This window comes from Streptomyces sp. NPDC002536, assembly GCF_053594995.1.
In genome coordinates this window covers 1-15,208 of the sequence record NZ_JBSFWU010000139.1, presented here as the reverse complement: position 1 = coordinate 15,208, position 15,208 = coordinate 1, and the positions used below count along the sequence as shown (strand labels likewise).

Here is a 15,208-nt window from a genome sequence, read left to right as displayed (position 1 = left end):
GATGGTCGCCGCGATCAGGCCGATGTAACCGAACATCGGCTTGCGCGAGAAGACCGGAATGACCTCGGAAATGATGCCGAAGAACGGCAGCGCGATGATGTACACCTCTGGATGGCCGAAGAACCAGAAGAGGTGCTGCCAGAGCAGTGCTCCGCCATTTGCCGCATCGAATACATGGGCACCGAATTTACGGTCCGCCTCCAGGGCGAACAGCGCGGCGGCCAGCACCGGGAAGGCCAGCAGGACCAGGACACCGGTCAGCAGGACGTTCCAGGTGAAGATCGGCATGCGGAACATCGTCATGCCCGGGGCGCGCATGCAGATGATCGTGGTGATGAAGTTGACCGAGCCGAGGATGGTGCCGAAGCCGGAGAAGGCCAGACCCATGATCCACATGTCGGCGCCGACGCCCGGCGAACGGACCGCGTCCGACAGCGGGGAGTAGGCGAACCAGCCGAAGTCGGCCGCACCCTGCGGGGTGAGGAAGCCGGCCACCGCGATCAGCGAGCCGAACAGGTAGAGCCAGTAGGCGAACATGTTCAGCCGCGGGAACGCCACGTCGGGCGCGCCGATCTGCAGCGGCATGATCCAGTTCGCGAATCCGGCGAACAGCGGCGTCGCGAACATCAGCAGCATGATCGTGCCATGCATCGTGAACGCCTGGTTGAACTGCTCGTTCGACATGATCTGCGTGCCGGGACGGGCCAGCTCGGCGCGCATGAGGAGCGCCATGAGGCCGCCGATGCAGAAGAACGCGAACGACGTGACCAGGTAGAGCGTGCCGATCGTCTTGTGGTCAGTGGTCGTGAGCCACTTGATCACCTGATTGCCGGGCTGCTTCTGGCGTACGGGCGGTGCTGCCGAGGCTGGTGCGGCGGCGGCACCCTGGGGTTCGTTGAGGATGCTCACTTGTTCTTGGTCTCCGCGTTCTTCGCGTGATCCGTCTGCGCGATGCCCGCCGGCTGGTAACCGGTCTGGCCCTTGGCCGCGAGCTCCTTCAGGTGCGCCCTGTACCGCTCAGGAGACACGACCTTGACGTTGAAGAGCATCCGGGAGTGGTCCTGGCCGCAGAGCTCGGCGCACTTGCCCATGAAGGTGCCCTCGCGGTTGGGGGTCACCGTGAAGCTGTTCGTGTGGCCCGGGATGACGTCCTGCTTCATCAGGAACGGCACGACCCAGAAGGAGTGGATGACGTCCCGCGAGGTGAGGACGAACTCCACCGTCTCACCCTTGGGCAGCCACATGGTGGGACCGGGGTTGTTGTTCTGCGGATTCCGCGTACCCGGAGTGCCGACGTCGTAGACGCCGCCCGCGTTCGCCGGAGCCTTCGCGAGGAAGCGGTCCGGAATCGCGTCCAGCTCCTTGACCTCGCGCAGCGGCCGGCCCGCAGGCTGGCCGTCGACGTTCTCCAGGTAGTTGAACGCCCAGCTCCACTGGAAGCCCACCACGTTGACCACGTGCTTCGGCTTCTCGGGGTTGGTCAGAAGCTTGTTCTCGTCACGCGCGGTGAAGTAGAAGAGCACCGACACGATGATGATCGGGACCACGGTGTACAGCGCCTCGATGGGCATGTTGTACCGGGTCTGTGCAGGGATCTCGACCTTGGTCCTGCTGCGCCGGTGGAATACGACGCTCCACAGGATCAGGCCCCACACCAGTACGCCCGTGGCGAGCGCAGCCGCCCACGAACCCTGCCACAGGGAGAGGATCCGCGGCGCCTCTTCCGTGACGGGAGTGGGCATTCCGAGGCGGGGGAAGTCCTTGGATGTGCAACCGGTGGCGGTCGCCAGGACAGCGCCCGCGGCCAGCGCCTGCAGCAGCTTCCGCCGCACCGGGCGCCGCGACGAGCGGTCGGAGCCGTTGGGACTCACGTAGCGCCTTCCCGAGAGTCTCGCCCGTGCGGCCGGCTGCGGCCGTCTCGCTGGTCGGTCGCCGGCCCGCTGCGGGCAGGGGTTTGGATGTTTATGCGGACCAAACCCTACTGGACGCTATTTGGGGCCGCGCGGGGAGGGTACCCAACGCGCCGCGTCACTCCCCGAAGAGGCGGAATCTGCTGATCCGGGGCCCGTCCGGCGGACCGTCAGATGGCTGCCGAACACCCGCCGCACAACGTGCGACCTGCGCGCTAGCGTGTGCTCCGTGCCGTACTTCGACGCCGCTTCCGCCGCTCCCCTGCACCCCGTCGCACGCCAGGCGCTGCTGGCCGCCCTGGACGAGGGATGGGCCGATCCGGCCCGCCTCTACCGGGAGGGCCGCCGGGCCCGGCTGCTGCTCGACGCGGCGCGCGAGGCCGCGGCGGAGGCCGTCGGCTGCCGCCCCGACGAACTGGTCTTCACTCCTTCGGGGACACGGGCCCTGCACGACGGAATTGCCGGGGCCCTCGCCGGGCGGCGCCGGACCGGGCGGCATCTGGTGGTGTCCGCCGTGGAGCACTCGGCCGTCCTGCACTCCGCCGCCGTGCACGAGGCGGCCGGCGGGACCGTCACCGAGGTGGCGGTCGACCGTACGGGCCGGGTGGGCGCGGGTGCTTACGCGGCAGCACTGCGGCCGGACACCGCACTGGCGGTGCTGCAGTCCGCCAACCACGAGGTCGGAACGGTGCAGCCGGTGGCCGAAGTCGCCGAGGCCTGCCGGGAGGCGGGGGTGCCGCTGCTGGTGGACGCAGCGCAGTCGCTGGGCTGGGGCCCGGTCGAGGGCGGCTGGTCACTGCTGACGGCGAGCGCCCACAAGTGGGGCGGCCCGTCCGGGGTCGGCCTGCTGGCAGTGCGCAAGGGAGTGCGGTACGCCCCCCAGCATCCCGCGGACGAGCGGGAGTCGGGGCGCGCGCCGGGCTTCCCCGACCTGCCCGCGGTCGTCGCGGCGGCGGCGTCGCTGCGGGCCGTCCGCCAGGAGGCGGCCGAAGAGGCCGCGCGGCTGCGGGCGTTGGTGGACCGGATCCGGGCCCGGGTCCCGGAGCTCGTGCCGGACGTGGAGGTCGTCGGGGACCCGGCACGGCGGCTGCCGCACCTGGTCACGTTCTCGTGCCTGTACGTGGACGGGGAGGCGCTGCTGCATGCGCTGGACCGCGAGGGTTTCTCGGTTTCGTCCGGTTCGTCTTGTACGTCCAGCACGCTGACCCCCAGTCATGTGCTGCGGGCGATGGGGGTGCTCACCGAGGGGAACGTGCGGGTGTCGCTGCCGCGGGGGGCGACCTCGGAGGAGGTCGACCGGTTCCTGGGGGTGCTGCCGGGCGCCGTCGCCGAGGTGCGGGGGGCGCTGGGCGCGCCGGCCGGCGATGCCGGTTCCCCTTCCGGGGAAGGGGAACTGATCGTCGACTCGCTGGGCAAGCGGTGCCCGATCCCGGTGATCGAGCTGGCGAAGGCCTTCGGCGATGCTCCGCTCGGCGGTCTGGTGACCGTGCTCTCCGACGACGAGGCCGCTCGCCTGGACATCCCGGCGTGGTGCGAGATGCGTGGCCAGGAGTACGTGGGCGAGCGGCCGGTGGAGGGCGGCGTCGCCTATACGGTGCGACGCCGCGCCTGACGCCGGGGCGCCCCGTCAGGGGCTCCGCCGCGTGGGCGCGGCACCACGGCGCCCCGTCAGGGGCGCGGGGAACTGCGCGAGCAACCACGACGCACCCGCAGTCGACGTGCCGGGGCTTCGCCCCGGACCCCTGGGGTGGTGCGTTACCTGCGGGCCGGTGGGGGCTGGTCGCGCAGTTCCCCGCGCCCCTGACGGGGCGCTCGGTCGCGCCCACGCGGCGGAGCCGCACGTGTAAACAGCCCCGCGCCCCTGACGGGGCGCCTGGTCGCCGGCCTCAGCCCAAGTGGGCCCGCACCTCGGCGGCGGCCTCGTCGCCGTAGGCCTTGGTGAAGCGCTCCATGAAGTGCCCGCGCCGCAGCTCGTACTCCTGCGTGCCCAGCGTCTCGATGACGAGCGTCGCCAGCATGCAGCCCAGCTGCGCCGCCCGCTCCTGCGAGAGCTCCCAGGTCAGGCCGGCGAGGAAGCCGGCGCGGAACGCGTCGCCCACACCGGTCGGGTCGACCTTGGCTTCCTCCTGGGCGCAGCCGACCTCGACGGTCCGGCCGCCCGCGGTCTCGATGCGCACGCCGCGCGAGCCCAGGGTGGTGATGCGGGTGCCGACCTTGGCGAGGATCTCGTCGCCCGTCCAGCCCGTCTTGGACTCGATGAGCGCCTTCTCGTACTCGTTGGTGAACAGGTACGTGGCGCCCTCGACCAGCAGGCGGATGTCCTCGCCGTCCATCCGGGCCAGCTGCTGCGAGGGGTCGGCCGCGAACGGGATGCCGCGGGTGCGGCACTCCTCGGTGTGGCGCAGCATCGCCTCGGGGTCGTCGGCGCCGATCAGCACCAGGTCCAGGCCGCCGACCCGGTCGGCGACGGGCTGCAGCTCGATCTGCCGGGCCTCGCTCATGGCGCCGGTGTAGAAGGACGCGATCTGGTTGTGGTCGGTGTCCGTGGTGCACACGAAGCGCGCGGTGTGCAGGACCTCGGAGATGTGGACGGAGTCGGTGTCCACGCCGTGCCGGTCCAGCCAGGCGCGGTAGTCGGAGAAGTCCGCGCCGGCCGCGCCGACCAGGATCGGGCGCAGGCCGAGGACGCCCATGCCGAAGCAGATGTTGGGGCCCACGCCGCCGCGGCGGACGTCGAGCTCGTCGACGAGGAAGGAGAGAGAGACCGTGTGCAGCTGGTCCGCCACGAGCTGGTCGGCGAAGCGGCCGGGGAAGGTCATCAGATGGTCGGTGGCGATGGAGCCGGTGACAGCGATACGCACGACGGGTCTGCTCCCTGCGGGGCGAGGTGACATAACGAGAAAAACAGAAAGAGCCACACCACGTTACCGGGTGAAGGCCCTCGGACAAGAGGGCCCGATTCTCGCCTATGGGTGGGCAAATCTACCTATTAGTAGGTCTTTCTCGCAGCGGCACCCCGTGCGTACGGTGCGGATATGCCGAAGACTGTGAAGGACGTCACGCAGCACACCACCGAGCCCGAGTCGCTCGACGAGTTGCGCAGGGACTGCGCCCGCATGGCACCGCACTGGCCCGGCACCCGGACCCCCCGCCCCGCCCCCGCCCGGCGGCGCACCCCGCTCTCCGCCATCCACGGGGTCTCCGTCCCGGCGGCCTCGGCCCGGCTGCTGGACGGGATGTCGGAATACGGCGACTGACCCGGGTGGAACCGCTCGCTCCTGCGCTCCGTCCAAGCGCCGTCCCCTTCACAGAGGACACGGCAGTACACACATTGAGCGGAGCGAAGGAGCGATGTGGTGAGCACCGAGGGCGCCACTCCCGGCAGCACCCCCGAGAAACCGCGGCGCAAGCACTCGCCGCTGGCGGTCGCATCGGTGGCCGCGGCCGTGCTGCTGGCCGGAGGAGGGGGCGCGTACTGGGCGTCCACCGCGGCGGACGGCGGCGGCACGGACCGGTCCGGCGGGTCCGGCGACAGCTCTTCCCCTCCCCCGCTGGCCCTGGACGGCTACGGGCGGCCCGGCGGCGGTCCGCAGCAGGGCATCGCGGTGGGCGAGCCCGACCCCCACGGCGTCCGCTACCGGGCGGCGGGCAAGCTGCCCGACGGGCCCCGGAACGCCCCGGTCTATCTGCCCGGGCGCGAGGTGACGCGCGACGAGGTGACGGCGCTGGCCACCGCGCTCAAGGTGCAGGGCACGCCCCGGCTGGTGAACGGCGTCTGGACGGTCGGGGACACCCCCGACGCGTCGGGCCCCGCGCTCCAGGTGCACCAACAGGCGCCGGGCGACTGGTCGTTCACGCGGTACGGCACCCCGGGCGGCACGCACTGCGAGCACCCGCCGGGCGCCGGGCCGCAGCAGGAGGGCAAGGACGTTCCTCCGGTGACCTGCCCGTCCTTCCGTGACGGCGCGGCCCCCTCCCCCGACCCGGCGGCCGCGACCCCGGTGCCGGAGGACAAGGCGAAGAGCGCGGCGGCCCCCGTGCTGAAGGCGCTGGGCCAGGACGGCGCGAAGGTGGACGCACGCCGGACGTTCGGTGCGATACGGACGGTCGATGCCGATCCCGTGCTCAACTCCCTGCCCTCCTCCGGCTGGCGGACCACGCTCCATGTGGGCGCGGACGGGCAACTGGCGGGCGGCAGCGGACAGTTGGAGCTGCCGAAGAAGAGCGCCGACTATCCCGTCGTCAGCGCCCAGCAGGCGCTCGACGCGCTCAACAAGGGCGAGGGGACCGGCAGTCCGGGCCCCGGCGGCTGCCGGACGATGACCCCGTTCCCCAAGGGCGAGGGCGCGGACGCCGTCGGGACACCGCCGTGCCCGGGCGGCATCCCGTCGAAGGCGGAGCCCGCGACGGTGCGCAGTGCGGAGTTCGGCCTGTCGGAGCAGTCCGTGGCGGGGCGGCCGGCGCTGGTGCCGTCGTGGCTGTTCAGCGTGCAGCTGCCGGGCGGCGGCGACAACGGCGCGACGATCACCGTGGCCCAGCCCGCGGTGGACCCGAAGTTCATCGCCCGGCCCTCGCCGTCCCGCACGCCCGCCCCGACCGGGACGCCGCGGACCCAGTCGATGCACGTCGACTCGTACAGCGTGGCCGGGGACGACGGGAAGAAGCTCGTCCTGCACTTCTGGGGCGGGGTGTGCAACACCTACGCGGTGACGGACCAGGAGTCCGGCTCCGCGGTGTCGGTGAAGGTCACCGGCACGGAGAAGAACCCGGGCCGGCCCTGCGTGATGATGCTCAAGCAGTGGGACCTGCCGGTGACGCTGGACAAGCCGCTGGACGACCGGAAGGTCGTCGACGGGACGACGGGCGGGACCCTGCGCAAGGCGTAGCGCGCACAAGGCGAAGGCGGTGCCCCCGAGAACGGGGGCACCGCCTTCGTACGGTGAGGATCCGCGTCAGCTGAAGGAGTCGCCGCAGGCGCAGGAGCCGGTCGCGTTCGGGTTGTCGATCGTGAAGCCCTGCTTCTCGATGGTGTCGACGAAGTCGATCGAGGCGCCGCCCAGGTACGGGGCGCTCATGCGGTCGGTGACGACCTTGACGCCGTCGAAGTCCTTGACGACGTCACCGTCGAGCGAGCGCTCGTCGAAGAAGAGCTGGTAGCGCAGACCGGAGCAGCCGCCGGGCTGGACGGCGACGCGCAGCGCGAGGTCCTCACGGCCTTCCTGCTCCAGCAGGCTCTTGACCTTGGCCGCAGCGGCGTCGGACAGAAGGATGCCGTCGCTCGCCGTGGTCTTCTCGTCCTGAACGGACATCTGCTTCACTCCCGGGTTCTTCTGCGGATGCTTGCGTCGCCTGCAACCGCTGCCGTCCCGGATTCATTCCGGGTCCTGACGGTGACTTCACCGGCTTTCATGCTCGCACACCCCGCGCGCGAACGGGAATGCGTCACATCGACGCAATCACCATCGTCAAAGTGACGCGAAGCAGTTATGATAGATAGCGTCAAATTGACGACAACGCCGACTGCAGCACAGTGCAGAGCGGCCGTCCGCAGAACAGAAAGGGTGCGTGACGTGACCACCGCCCAGCCCTTGGATGTCCAGCCCACCCCGCTCGCTCTCCTGCTGCTCGGCCGCGAGGCCGACCCCCGCAGCGAGCGGGGTGTGGAGTGCCCCGGCGACCTGCCGGCACCGTCCGATCCGGACCTGGTGGAGCGCGCCCGCGCGGCCAAGGCGAAGCTCGGGGACAAGGTCTTCGTCCTCGGCCATCACTACCAGCGCGACGAGGTCATCGAGTTCGCCGACGTCACCGGCGACTCCTTCAAGCTCGCGCGCGAGGCGGCCGCCCGGCCGGACGCCGAGTACATCGTCTTCTGCGGTGTGCACTTCATGGCCGAGTCCGCGGACATCCTGACCCACGACGGCCAGCAGGTCGTCCTGCCCGACCTCGCGGCCGGCTGCTCGATGGCCGACATGGCCACCGCCGAGCAGGTCGCCGAGTGCTGGGACGTCCTGACCGAGGCGGGCATCGCGGACGTCACCGTCCCCGTCTCGTACATGAACTCCTCCGCCGACATCAAGGCCTTCACCGGCAAGCACGGCGGCACGATCTGCACCTCGTCCAACGCGGAGCGGGCCCTGAACTGGGCCTTCGAGCAGGGCGAGAAGATCCTCTTCCTGCCGGACCAGCACCTCGGGCGCAACACCGCCGTGCGCGACCTGGGCATGTCGCTGGAGGACTGCGTCCTCTACAACCCGCACAAGCCGAACGGCGGCCTGACGGCCGACGAGCTGCGCGGCGCGAAGATGATCCTGTGGCGCGGCCACTGCTCGGTGCACGGCCGCTTCTCGCTGGACTCGGTCGACGACGTGCGCGAGCGCATCCCCGGCGTCAACGTGCTGGTGCACCCCGAGTGCCGCCACGAGGTGGTGTCCGCGGCCGACTACGTCGGCTCGACGGAATACATCATCAAGATGCTGGAGGCCGCCCCGGCGGGCTCCAAGTGGGCCATCGGCACCGAGCTCAACCTGGTGCGGCGGCTCGCGAACCGGTTCGCGAGCGAGGGCAAGGAGATCGTCTTCCTCGACCGCACCGTGTGCTTCTGCTCCACGATGAACCGCATCGACCTGCCGCACCTGGTGTGGGCCCTGGAGTCCCTGGCGGACGGCAAGGTCGTGAACCGGATCGAGGTGGACCCGGAGGTCGCCAGCTTCTCGAAGCTGGCGCTGGAGCGGATGCTGGCGCTGCCGTAACCCCTGCGGGGAGCCCCGCCCGGGTTTTCCGGGGCTTCGCCCCGGAGCCCCGGCGTGGTGCGTCGGCTGCAGGTCGTCGGTGGCTGGTCGCGCAGTTCCCCGCGCCCCTTACGGGGCGCCTGGTCGCGCCCACGCGGCGGAGCCGCATATCGATACAGCCCCGCGCCCCTTACGGGGCGCCGTGTGCCGGCCGCACCAGGCCCGACTCGTAGGCGATGACCACGAGTTGGGCCCGGTCACGGGCACCCAGCTTCGCCATCGCCCGGTTCACGTGCGTCTTCACCGTCAGCGGGCTGACCTCCAGCCGCTCGCCGATCTCGTCGTTCGAGAAGCCCCCCGCCACCTGCACGAGAACCTCCCGTTCCCGGCCCGTCAGGGCCGCAAGGCGCGCCGTCTCGCGCCGGGCGTCGGCGGGCGGCTCGCCCTGGGCGAGGAACTTCGCGATGAGGCCCTTCGTCGCCGCGGGCGACAACAGCGCCTCCCCGGCCGCGGCGATCCTGATCGCCGCCAGCAGTTCCTCCGGCTCCGCGCCCTTGCCGAGGAAACCCGACGCGCCCGCGCGCAGCGACTGCACCACGTACTCGTCGACCTCGAAGGTCGTCAGCATCACCACGCGCACGGACGCCAGCGCCGGGTCCGCGCAGATCTCCCTGGTCGCGGCGAGACCGTCCGTCCCGGGCATCCGGATGTCCATCAGAACCACGTCGGGCGTGTGTTCCCGGGCCAGGGCGAGGGCCTGCGCCCCGTCCGCGGCCTCCCCCACCACCCGCATGTCCGGTTCGGACTCCACGAGCAGCCGGAACGCGCTGCGCAACAGGGCCTGGTCATCGGCGAGTAGGACGCTGATCGGCTCGGTCATGGCGCCAGCCTAGGCGGGCGCCGGCAGCGGCAGGACGGCGCGGACCCGGAAGCCGGGGACGCCCCCGTCGCGCGGGCCCGCCTCGCAGCGGCCGCCGAGGGCGGCCGCGCGCTCGCGCATGCCGACGAGGCCGTGCCCGCCGCTCCCGGTCCCGTCGGCCGGGGGGCCGGCGCCGTCGTCCAGCACGGTCAGCTGCAGGCTGTCCGCGCCGCGCAGCAGGGAGACCTCGGCCCGGGCGCCGGGGCCCGCGTGCTTGTGCGCATTGGTGAGCGCCTCCTGGACCAGCCGGTACGCGGTGAGGTCCACGGCGGCCGGCAGCGGGCCGAGGACGGCGGCGGCCCCGGCGGCCTCGTCCGTCGCGCCCTGCCCGCCGGACAGCGTCGAGACGGCCGCGACGGCCACCGGCAGCCCCACCCGCCCGAAGCCGTCGACGAGCCGGTCGAGCAGCCCGAGGCCGGGCGCGGGCTCGGTGGGGGCCTCGGGGTCCCCGTACTGGCGCAGCAGGCCGACCGTGGCGCGCAGCTCCTCCAGGGCCGAGCGGCCGGCCTCGCGGACGTGCGCGAGGGCCTGCTTGGCCTGCTCGGGGCGGCTGTCCATGATGTGTGCGGCCACGCCGGCCTGGACGTTGACGAGCGCGATGTGGTGGGCGACGACGTCGTGCAGCTCGCGGGCGATGCGCAGCCGTTCCTCCGCGACGCGGCGGCGGGCCTCCTCCTCGCGGGTGCGCTCGGCCCGCTCGGCCCGTTCCTCGATCGCCGCGACGAAGGCGCGCCGGCTGCGGACCGCGTCCCCGGCGGCACCCGCGAGGCCGATCCAGGCCAGCAGGCCGAAGCTCTCCTGGGAGTACCAGGGCGCCGGGCCGAGGAGCATCACGGCGCCGGTGATGGCGATGACGGTCAGCACGGCGATGCGCCAGGCCGTGGACCGCTCGGTGCGGGCGGCCACGGTGCAGAGCGCCACGGCGGCGGTCAGCGCGACCTGGGTGTGCGGGGGCCCGTCCCGTTCGGCGACGGCGGCGGCGACCGTCAGCACCGAGGTGAGGCCGAGCACGGCACGCGGCGCGCGGCGGCGCCACACCAGGCAGCCGCAGGCGACGACGGCCAGGGTGACGAAGCCCGGCCCCGGCGGGTGCTGCCGGGTGTGTGCGGTGGCATAGGAGCCGGTCATGACGAGCGCGAACACGGCGGCGGCCAGCAGCAGATCGGCGGCGCGCGGGTGCGCGCGCAGCCAGCGGTGCGGGCCGGTGAGGCCCGAGGCGGTGAGAGCGGTCATGAGGGTTCCGTCGGCCGCGCCCCCGGTCCCGGGCGGGAACGGGGGCGCGCAGTGCCGGGCGGCCGGGGCGTCACCCCGGGATGAGGCCCTCGTCGCCGAGCATCTCGCGGACCTCCTCCAGGGAGGCGTCGGGCGACGGCAGGATCAGCTCGGAGGGCTCCAGGGCGTCGTCGGGCAGGGCGGTGCCCAGCCGGCGCACGGCGTCCAGCAGGCCCCCGAGCGTGCGCCGGAAGCCCTCCTCGTCGCCGCTCTCCATCTCGGCGAGCAGCTCGTCGTCCAGCGCGTTCAGCTCGGCGAAGTGGCTGTCGTCCAGCCTGACCTGGCCCTCCCCCATGATCCGCACGATCATGAGATCTCCCTCAGTGCTTGTCGAAGCGGGGGGTGTCCTGCGGCTGCGCCGCGTGGTTCTGGCCGGCGGTGCCGCCCTCGATGGCCTGCTTGGTGCCGCTGCCGCCCGCCAGCTCGGCCTTCATCCGCTGGAGCTCCAGCTCCACGTCCGAACCGCCCGAGAGGCGGTCCAGCTCGGCGGTGATGTCGTCCTTGGCCATGCCGGTCGGGTCGTCGAGCGCGCCCGAGGCGAGCAGCTCGTCGATGGCGCCGGCGCGGGCCTGCAGCTGCGCCGTCTTGTCCTCGGCACGCTGGATGGCCAGGCCGACGTCGCCCATCTCCTCGGAGATGCCGGAGAAGGCCTCGCCGATCCGGGTCTGGGCCTGGGCCGCGGTGTAGGTGGCCTTGATGGTCTCCTTCTTCGTCCGGAAGGCGTCGACCTTGGCCTGCAGGCGCTGGGAGGCGAGCGTGAGCTTCTCCTCCTCGCCCTGGAGGGTCTGGTGCTGCGTCTCCAGATCGCTGACCTGCTGCTGGAGCGCGGAACGGCGGGTGAGCGCCTCGCGCGCCAAGTCCTCGCGGCCCAGCGCCAGCGCCTTGCGGCCCTGCTCCTCCAGCTTGGCGGACTGGTTCTGCAGCTGGTTGAGCTGGAGCTCCAGACGCTTGCGGGACGTCGCCACGTCGGCGACGCCGCGGCGCACCTTCTGCAGCAGCTCGAGCTGCTTCTGGTACGAGTAGTCGAGGGTCTCGCGCGGATCCTCGGCCCGGTCCAGGGCCTTGTTGGCCTTCGCGCGGAAGATCATCCCCATACGCTTCATGACACCGCTCATGGGCCTCGCGCGCCCCCTTCTGACCGACTTGAATCGGGCTTCGGCTCCGTCACACCTATCAGAACCCACAGTACGGGCCCTGCTTCCATTACCGCACTCCTCGGGCACCGATGCGCTCATCCTCCAGGACGATCACAAGGTCGCCGCCCTCCGGCGCAAGGAGTAGAAGAGCCCCCGGGTGCCCGGGGAAGGCGAGCCCGTCCTCCTGTACAGACGTCCGTCGTTGCCGGATCGTTCCCCTCCCGGCCGGTGCCCGGGCCCCGGAACCCGTACCCTTGGGTCCCGTGTTCCGAAGCCGTTCCACTTCCAAGGCCGACAAGGCCGAGCAGGCCGCGGCCGCCAAGCCGGCCGCCGCCGACCAGTCCAAGCAGGCCCGTGACCCGCAGGCACCCAAGGGCCGCCCGACTCCGAAGCGCAGCGAGGCCCAGTCCCAGCGCCGCAGCCTGGCGAGCACGCCGGCCAAGGGCAAGGACGCCTCGAAGCGGGCCCGCGAGGCCCGCCGTGCCGACATGGCCCGCCAGCGCGAGGCCCTGGCCAACGGCGACGAGCGCTTCCTGCCGGCCCGTGACAAGGGCCCGGTGCGCCGCTTCGCCCGCGACTTCGTGGACGCGCGCTACTCGGTGGCGGAGTTCTTCCTGCCGCTGGCCGTGCTGATCCTGATCCTGAGCATGATCAACCGCGGTGCGTTCCAGACGTACGTGCTGCTGGCGTGGATGATCGTCATCGCGCTGATCGTCATCAACTCCGCGGTCACCGGCATCGCCCTCAAGCGCGCCCTCAAGCAGCGCTTCCCGGACGAGAACACCCGCGGCGCCGTCGCCTACGCCCTGATGCGCACCCTGCAGATGCGCCGGCTGCGGCTGCCCAAGCCGAAGGTCGCGCGCGGGGAGAAGCCCTGAGCGGCACACCGGCGGCGCCCTTCGGCAGCGGCGCACAGGGGTGGCTGAGCGGGCTCGGGGGGCTGCGGAACACCGTCCGCCAGGAGCTCGTCGCCCGCCAGGTCGACGAGCAGATAGCCGCCCGCTTCCCCGTGGGCCGGCGGCTGCGGATCCTCGACGTCGGCCTCGGCCAGGGCACTCAGGCGCTGCGGCTCGCGCGCGCCGGCCACGAGGTGACCGGCCTGGAGTCCGACCCCCTGATGGTGGCCACCGTGCGCGAGGCGCTGGCGGCCGAGCCCGAGGGCATCCGCGAGCGGATGCGGGTCATCGAGGGCGACGGGCGGGACACCGGCGTGCACTTCCTGCCGGGTTCCTTCGACGTCGTGCTCTGCCACGGCGTGCTGATGTACGTGCCGGAGCCCGACCCCATGCTCGCCGGGCTGGCCCGGGTGCTCGCCCCCGGCGGCCTGCTCTCGCTGCTCGTGCGCAACGCCGACGCGCTGGCCATGCGGCCCGGCCTGGGCGGCGACTGGGAGACCGCGCTGGCCGCCTTCGACTCCCCCGCGTACACCAACCGCATCGGGCTGGAGGTGCGCGCGGACCGGCGGGAGACGCTCACGGCGACCCTCGCCGGCATCGGCGCCCCGCTCCACGCCTGGTACGGCGTACGGGTCTTCACCGACCAGGCCTCCGACGGGCGGACCCCGCCGCAGGGCGCCGAGCTCGACCGACTGCTGACGGCCGAGGAGCGCGCGGGCCGCACGGACCCGTACCGCGCGGTCGCTGCACTGCTGCATCTGTGCGGTGTGCGGGGCTGAGGCCGGGTGCGGGGAACACTCCCCACATGAGCGTCTCGCGCCTCCGTCACGCCGTCCTGGCCGTACCGGCCGCCTGCGCCCTGGCACTGCTCGCCGGCTGTTCCGGCAGTGCCGGGAGCCCGTCGGGCGCATCGTCCTCCTCGCCCGCCGAGCCCGTGCACATCACGGGTCCGGCGGGCGATCTGCAGGCCGCCTACCAGAAGGTGGTCAAGGACGTCCTCCCGTCCGTCGTCCAGATCACCACGGGGCAGGGCCTCGGCTCCGGCGTGGTCTACGACGACAAGGGCGACGTCGTCACCAACGCCCATGTCGTCGGCGACGCCCGGGCGTTCAAGGTCTCCCTCGCCACCGGCGGCGACGCCCTGGGCGCCCGGCTGGTGGCCTCGTACCCCGAACAGGACCTCGCGGTCGTCCGGCTGGACGACGTCCCCAAGGGCCTCAAACCCGCCGTGCTCGGGGACTCCTCGAAGGTCGAAGTGGGCCAGATCGTGCTGGCCATGGGCAATCCGCTGGGCCTGTCCAGCAGCGTCACCCAGGGCATCGTCTCGGCCGTCGGCCGGACCGTCAGCGAGGGCCGCGGCGGCGGGGGCACCGGGGCGACCATCGCCAACATGGTGCAGACCTCGGCCGCCATCAACCCCGGCAACAGCGGCGGCGCGCTGGTGAACCTCGCCGGGCAGGTCATCGGCATCCCGACGCTCGCCGCCGTCGACCCGGAGCTGGGCGAGGGGGCGGCGCCGGGCATCGGCTTCGCCATCCCGGCCGGGACGGTCGGCAGGATCGCCGACCAGATCGTCAAGAACGGCCGGGTCACCGACTCCGGGCGCGCGGCCCTCGGCATCACCGGACGGGCCATCGTGGGCTCCGACTTCGCGCCCGCCGGGGTGGCCCTGGTGGCCGTCAACCCCGGCGGCCCCGCCGACAGGGCCGGGCTGCGGCCCGGCGACATCGTCACGCGCGTCGGCAAGGCCCCCGTCACCACGATGCAGTCGCTGGCCGAGGCACTCGCCGGGCTCAAGCCGGGCGACCGGACGGAGGTGACCTACGTCCGGGACGGCGCCGAGCAGACGACGACGGTGACGCTCGGGGAGATGTGAGGGGCGTACGGCCCGGGCGCGCCGGGCCGTACGGGCCGTCAGCTCGCGTCGGCGGCAGCGCGCAGACTCATCGGCCCCTCGTAGATCTCGTCGTCGTCCTCGAAGAGCCGCACCTGGTCCACCCCGCCCTCGAGCAGGGCCCGCCACTCCTCGCCGATCCAGGACTCCGCGTCGCCCTGGGTGGTGAACTCCTCCGGCTCCACGGCCGGCTCCACCTCCGTGCCGTCGGACTTCTCGAACCGCCACGTCCATGCCATGTCAGCCTCCCGGGCCTTGCGTACACCACGTGTTGAGTCCTGCCGGGCGGCAGCCTAGGGCCTATCCGGCGGATCTTCGTCACGCGGGCGCCCCGAAAGGGGCGCGGGGAACTGCGCGACCGGCCACGACGCACCCGCAGTCGAGGGCTTCGCCCCGGACCCTGGGGTGGTGCGTCGGCTGCAGGCCGTCGGTGGCCGATCGCGCAGTTCCCCG

Annotated in this window: 16 protein-coding genes; 7 read left to right on the top strand and 9 right to left on the bottom strand. The window is 72.3% G+C overall.

Annotated features, from left to right (window positions below):
• A partial coding sequence (locus ACWD4B_RS32200) for a cbb3-type cytochrome c oxidase subunit I (RefSeq protein WP_451424082.1) occupies positions 1-909 on the bottom strand: 909 nt, incomplete at its 3' end.
• A complete protein-coding gene (ctaC, locus tag ACWD4B_RS32195) occupies positions 906-1,871 on the bottom strand; it encodes an aa3-type cytochrome oxidase subunit II (RefSeq protein WP_451424081.1) in 966 nt (321 codons plus the stop codon). The genes ctaC and ACWD4B_RS32200, both read right to left, overlap by 4 nt.
• A gap of 268 nt (positions 1,872-2,139) precedes the next feature.
• Here ctaC and ACWD4B_RS32190 point away from each other — a divergent pair, with 268 nt between their 5' ends.
• Positions 2,140-3,522 (top strand): aminotransferase class V-fold PLP-dependent enzyme, encoded by a 1,383-nt coding sequence (locus ACWD4B_RS32190; protein WP_451424080.1) that lies wholly within the window; start codon positions 2,140-2,142, stop codon positions 3,520-3,522.
• 274 nt (positions 3,523-3,796) lie between these two features.
• Here the strand turns inward: ACWD4B_RS32190 and ACWD4B_RS32185 are convergent, their stop codons facing one another.
• Positions 3,797-4,771 carry a carbohydrate kinase family protein gene (locus ACWD4B_RS32185; RefSeq protein ID WP_451424079.1) on the bottom strand — a complete coding sequence of 325 codons (975 nt, stop codon included), beginning with the start codon at positions 4,769-4,771 and terminating at the stop codon, positions 3,797-3,799.
• Positions 4,772-4,945: 174 nt separating this feature from the next.
• Here ACWD4B_RS32185 and ACWD4B_RS32180 point away from each other — a divergent pair, with 174 nt between their 5' ends.
• A complete protein-coding gene (locus ACWD4B_RS32180) occupies positions 4,946-5,167 on the top strand; it encodes a hypothetical protein (protein ID WP_451424078.1) in 222 nt (73 codons plus the stop codon).
• Positions 5,168-5,266: 99 nt separating this feature from the next.
• Positions 5,267-6,796, top strand: a complete 1,530-nt coding sequence (locus tag ACWD4B_RS32175; protein ID WP_451424077.1) for a hypothetical protein — start codon at positions 5,267-5,269, stop codon at positions 6,794-6,796.
• A gap of 66 nt (positions 6,797-6,862) precedes the next feature.
• Here ACWD4B_RS32175 and erpA read toward each other — a convergent pair whose 3' ends face one another.
• The gene (gene erpA / locus ACWD4B_RS32170) at positions 6,863-7,219 is read right to left on the bottom strand and encodes an iron-sulfur cluster insertion protein ErpA (protein WP_336412634.1); all 357 of its coding nucleotides are present in this window, start codon (positions 7,217-7,219) and stop codon (positions 6,863-6,865) included.
• A gap of 261 nt (positions 7,220-7,480) precedes the next feature.
• Here erpA and nadA point away from each other — a divergent pair, with 261 nt between their 5' ends.
• Positions 7,481-8,659, top strand: a complete 1,179-nt coding sequence (nadA, locus tag ACWD4B_RS32165) for a quinolinate synthase NadA (RefSeq protein WP_451424076.1) — start codon at positions 7,481-7,483, stop codon at positions 8,657-8,659.
• 169 nt (positions 8,660-8,828) lie between these two features.
• Here the strand turns inward: nadA and ACWD4B_RS32160 are convergent, their stop codons facing one another.
• From ACWD4B_RS32160 to ACWD4B_RS32145, 4 genes are all read right to left on the bottom strand, one after another.
• Positions 8,829-9,518, bottom strand: coding sequence for a response regulator (locus tag ACWD4B_RS32160; protein WP_451424075.1), 690 nt, complete (start codon positions 9,516-9,518; stop codon positions 8,829-8,831).
• A 9-nt stretch (positions 9,519-9,527) separates the two neighbouring features.
• Entirely contained in the window at positions 9,528-10,790 is a 1,263-nt protein-coding gene (locus ACWD4B_RS32155; RefSeq protein ID WP_451424074.1) for a sensor histidine kinase, read from the bottom strand.
• Positions 10,791-10,860: 70 nt separating this feature from the next.
• Positions 10,861-11,139: a PspA-associated protein PspAA gene (pspAA, locus tag ACWD4B_RS32150; RefSeq protein WP_336412638.1), complete on the bottom strand. Its 279-nt coding sequence runs from the start codon at positions 11,137-11,139 to the stop codon at positions 10,861-10,863.
• A gap of 10 nt (positions 11,140-11,149) precedes the next feature.
• On the bottom strand, positions 11,150-11,944 hold the full coding sequence (locus ACWD4B_RS32145) for a PspA/IM30 family protein (protein WP_336412639.1): 795 nt from the start codon (positions 11,942-11,944) through the stop codon (positions 11,150-11,152).
• A gap of 284 nt (positions 11,945-12,228) precedes the next feature.
• Between ACWD4B_RS32145 and ACWD4B_RS32140 the strand changes: the two genes are divergently transcribed.
• From ACWD4B_RS32140 to ACWD4B_RS32130, 3 genes are read left to right on the top strand one after another with little or no spacing between them, the layout of a single operon-like run.
• On the top strand, positions 12,229-12,843 hold the full coding sequence (locus tag ACWD4B_RS32140) for a DUF3043 domain-containing protein (RefSeq protein ID WP_336412640.1): 615 nt from the start codon (positions 12,229-12,231) through the stop codon (positions 12,841-12,843).
• A gap of 44 nt (positions 12,844-12,887) precedes the next feature.
• A complete protein-coding gene (locus tag ACWD4B_RS32135; RefSeq protein ID WP_451424083.1) occupies positions 12,888-13,640 on the top strand; it encodes a class I SAM-dependent methyltransferase in 753 nt (250 codons plus the stop codon).
• A 26-nt stretch (positions 13,641-13,666) separates the two neighbouring features.
• Positions 13,667-14,737, top strand: a complete 1,071-nt coding sequence (locus ACWD4B_RS32130; RefSeq protein ID WP_451424073.1) for a S1C family serine protease — start codon at positions 13,667-13,669, stop codon at positions 14,735-14,737.
• 38 nt (positions 14,738-14,775) lie between these two features.
• Here the strand turns inward: ACWD4B_RS32130 and ACWD4B_RS32125 are convergent, their stop codons facing one another.
• Positions 14,776-14,994, bottom strand: a complete 219-nt coding sequence (locus tag ACWD4B_RS32125; RefSeq protein ID WP_451424072.1) for a hypothetical protein — start codon at positions 14,992-14,994, stop codon at positions 14,776-14,778.
• Positions 14,995-15,208: the final 214 nt, after the last annotated feature.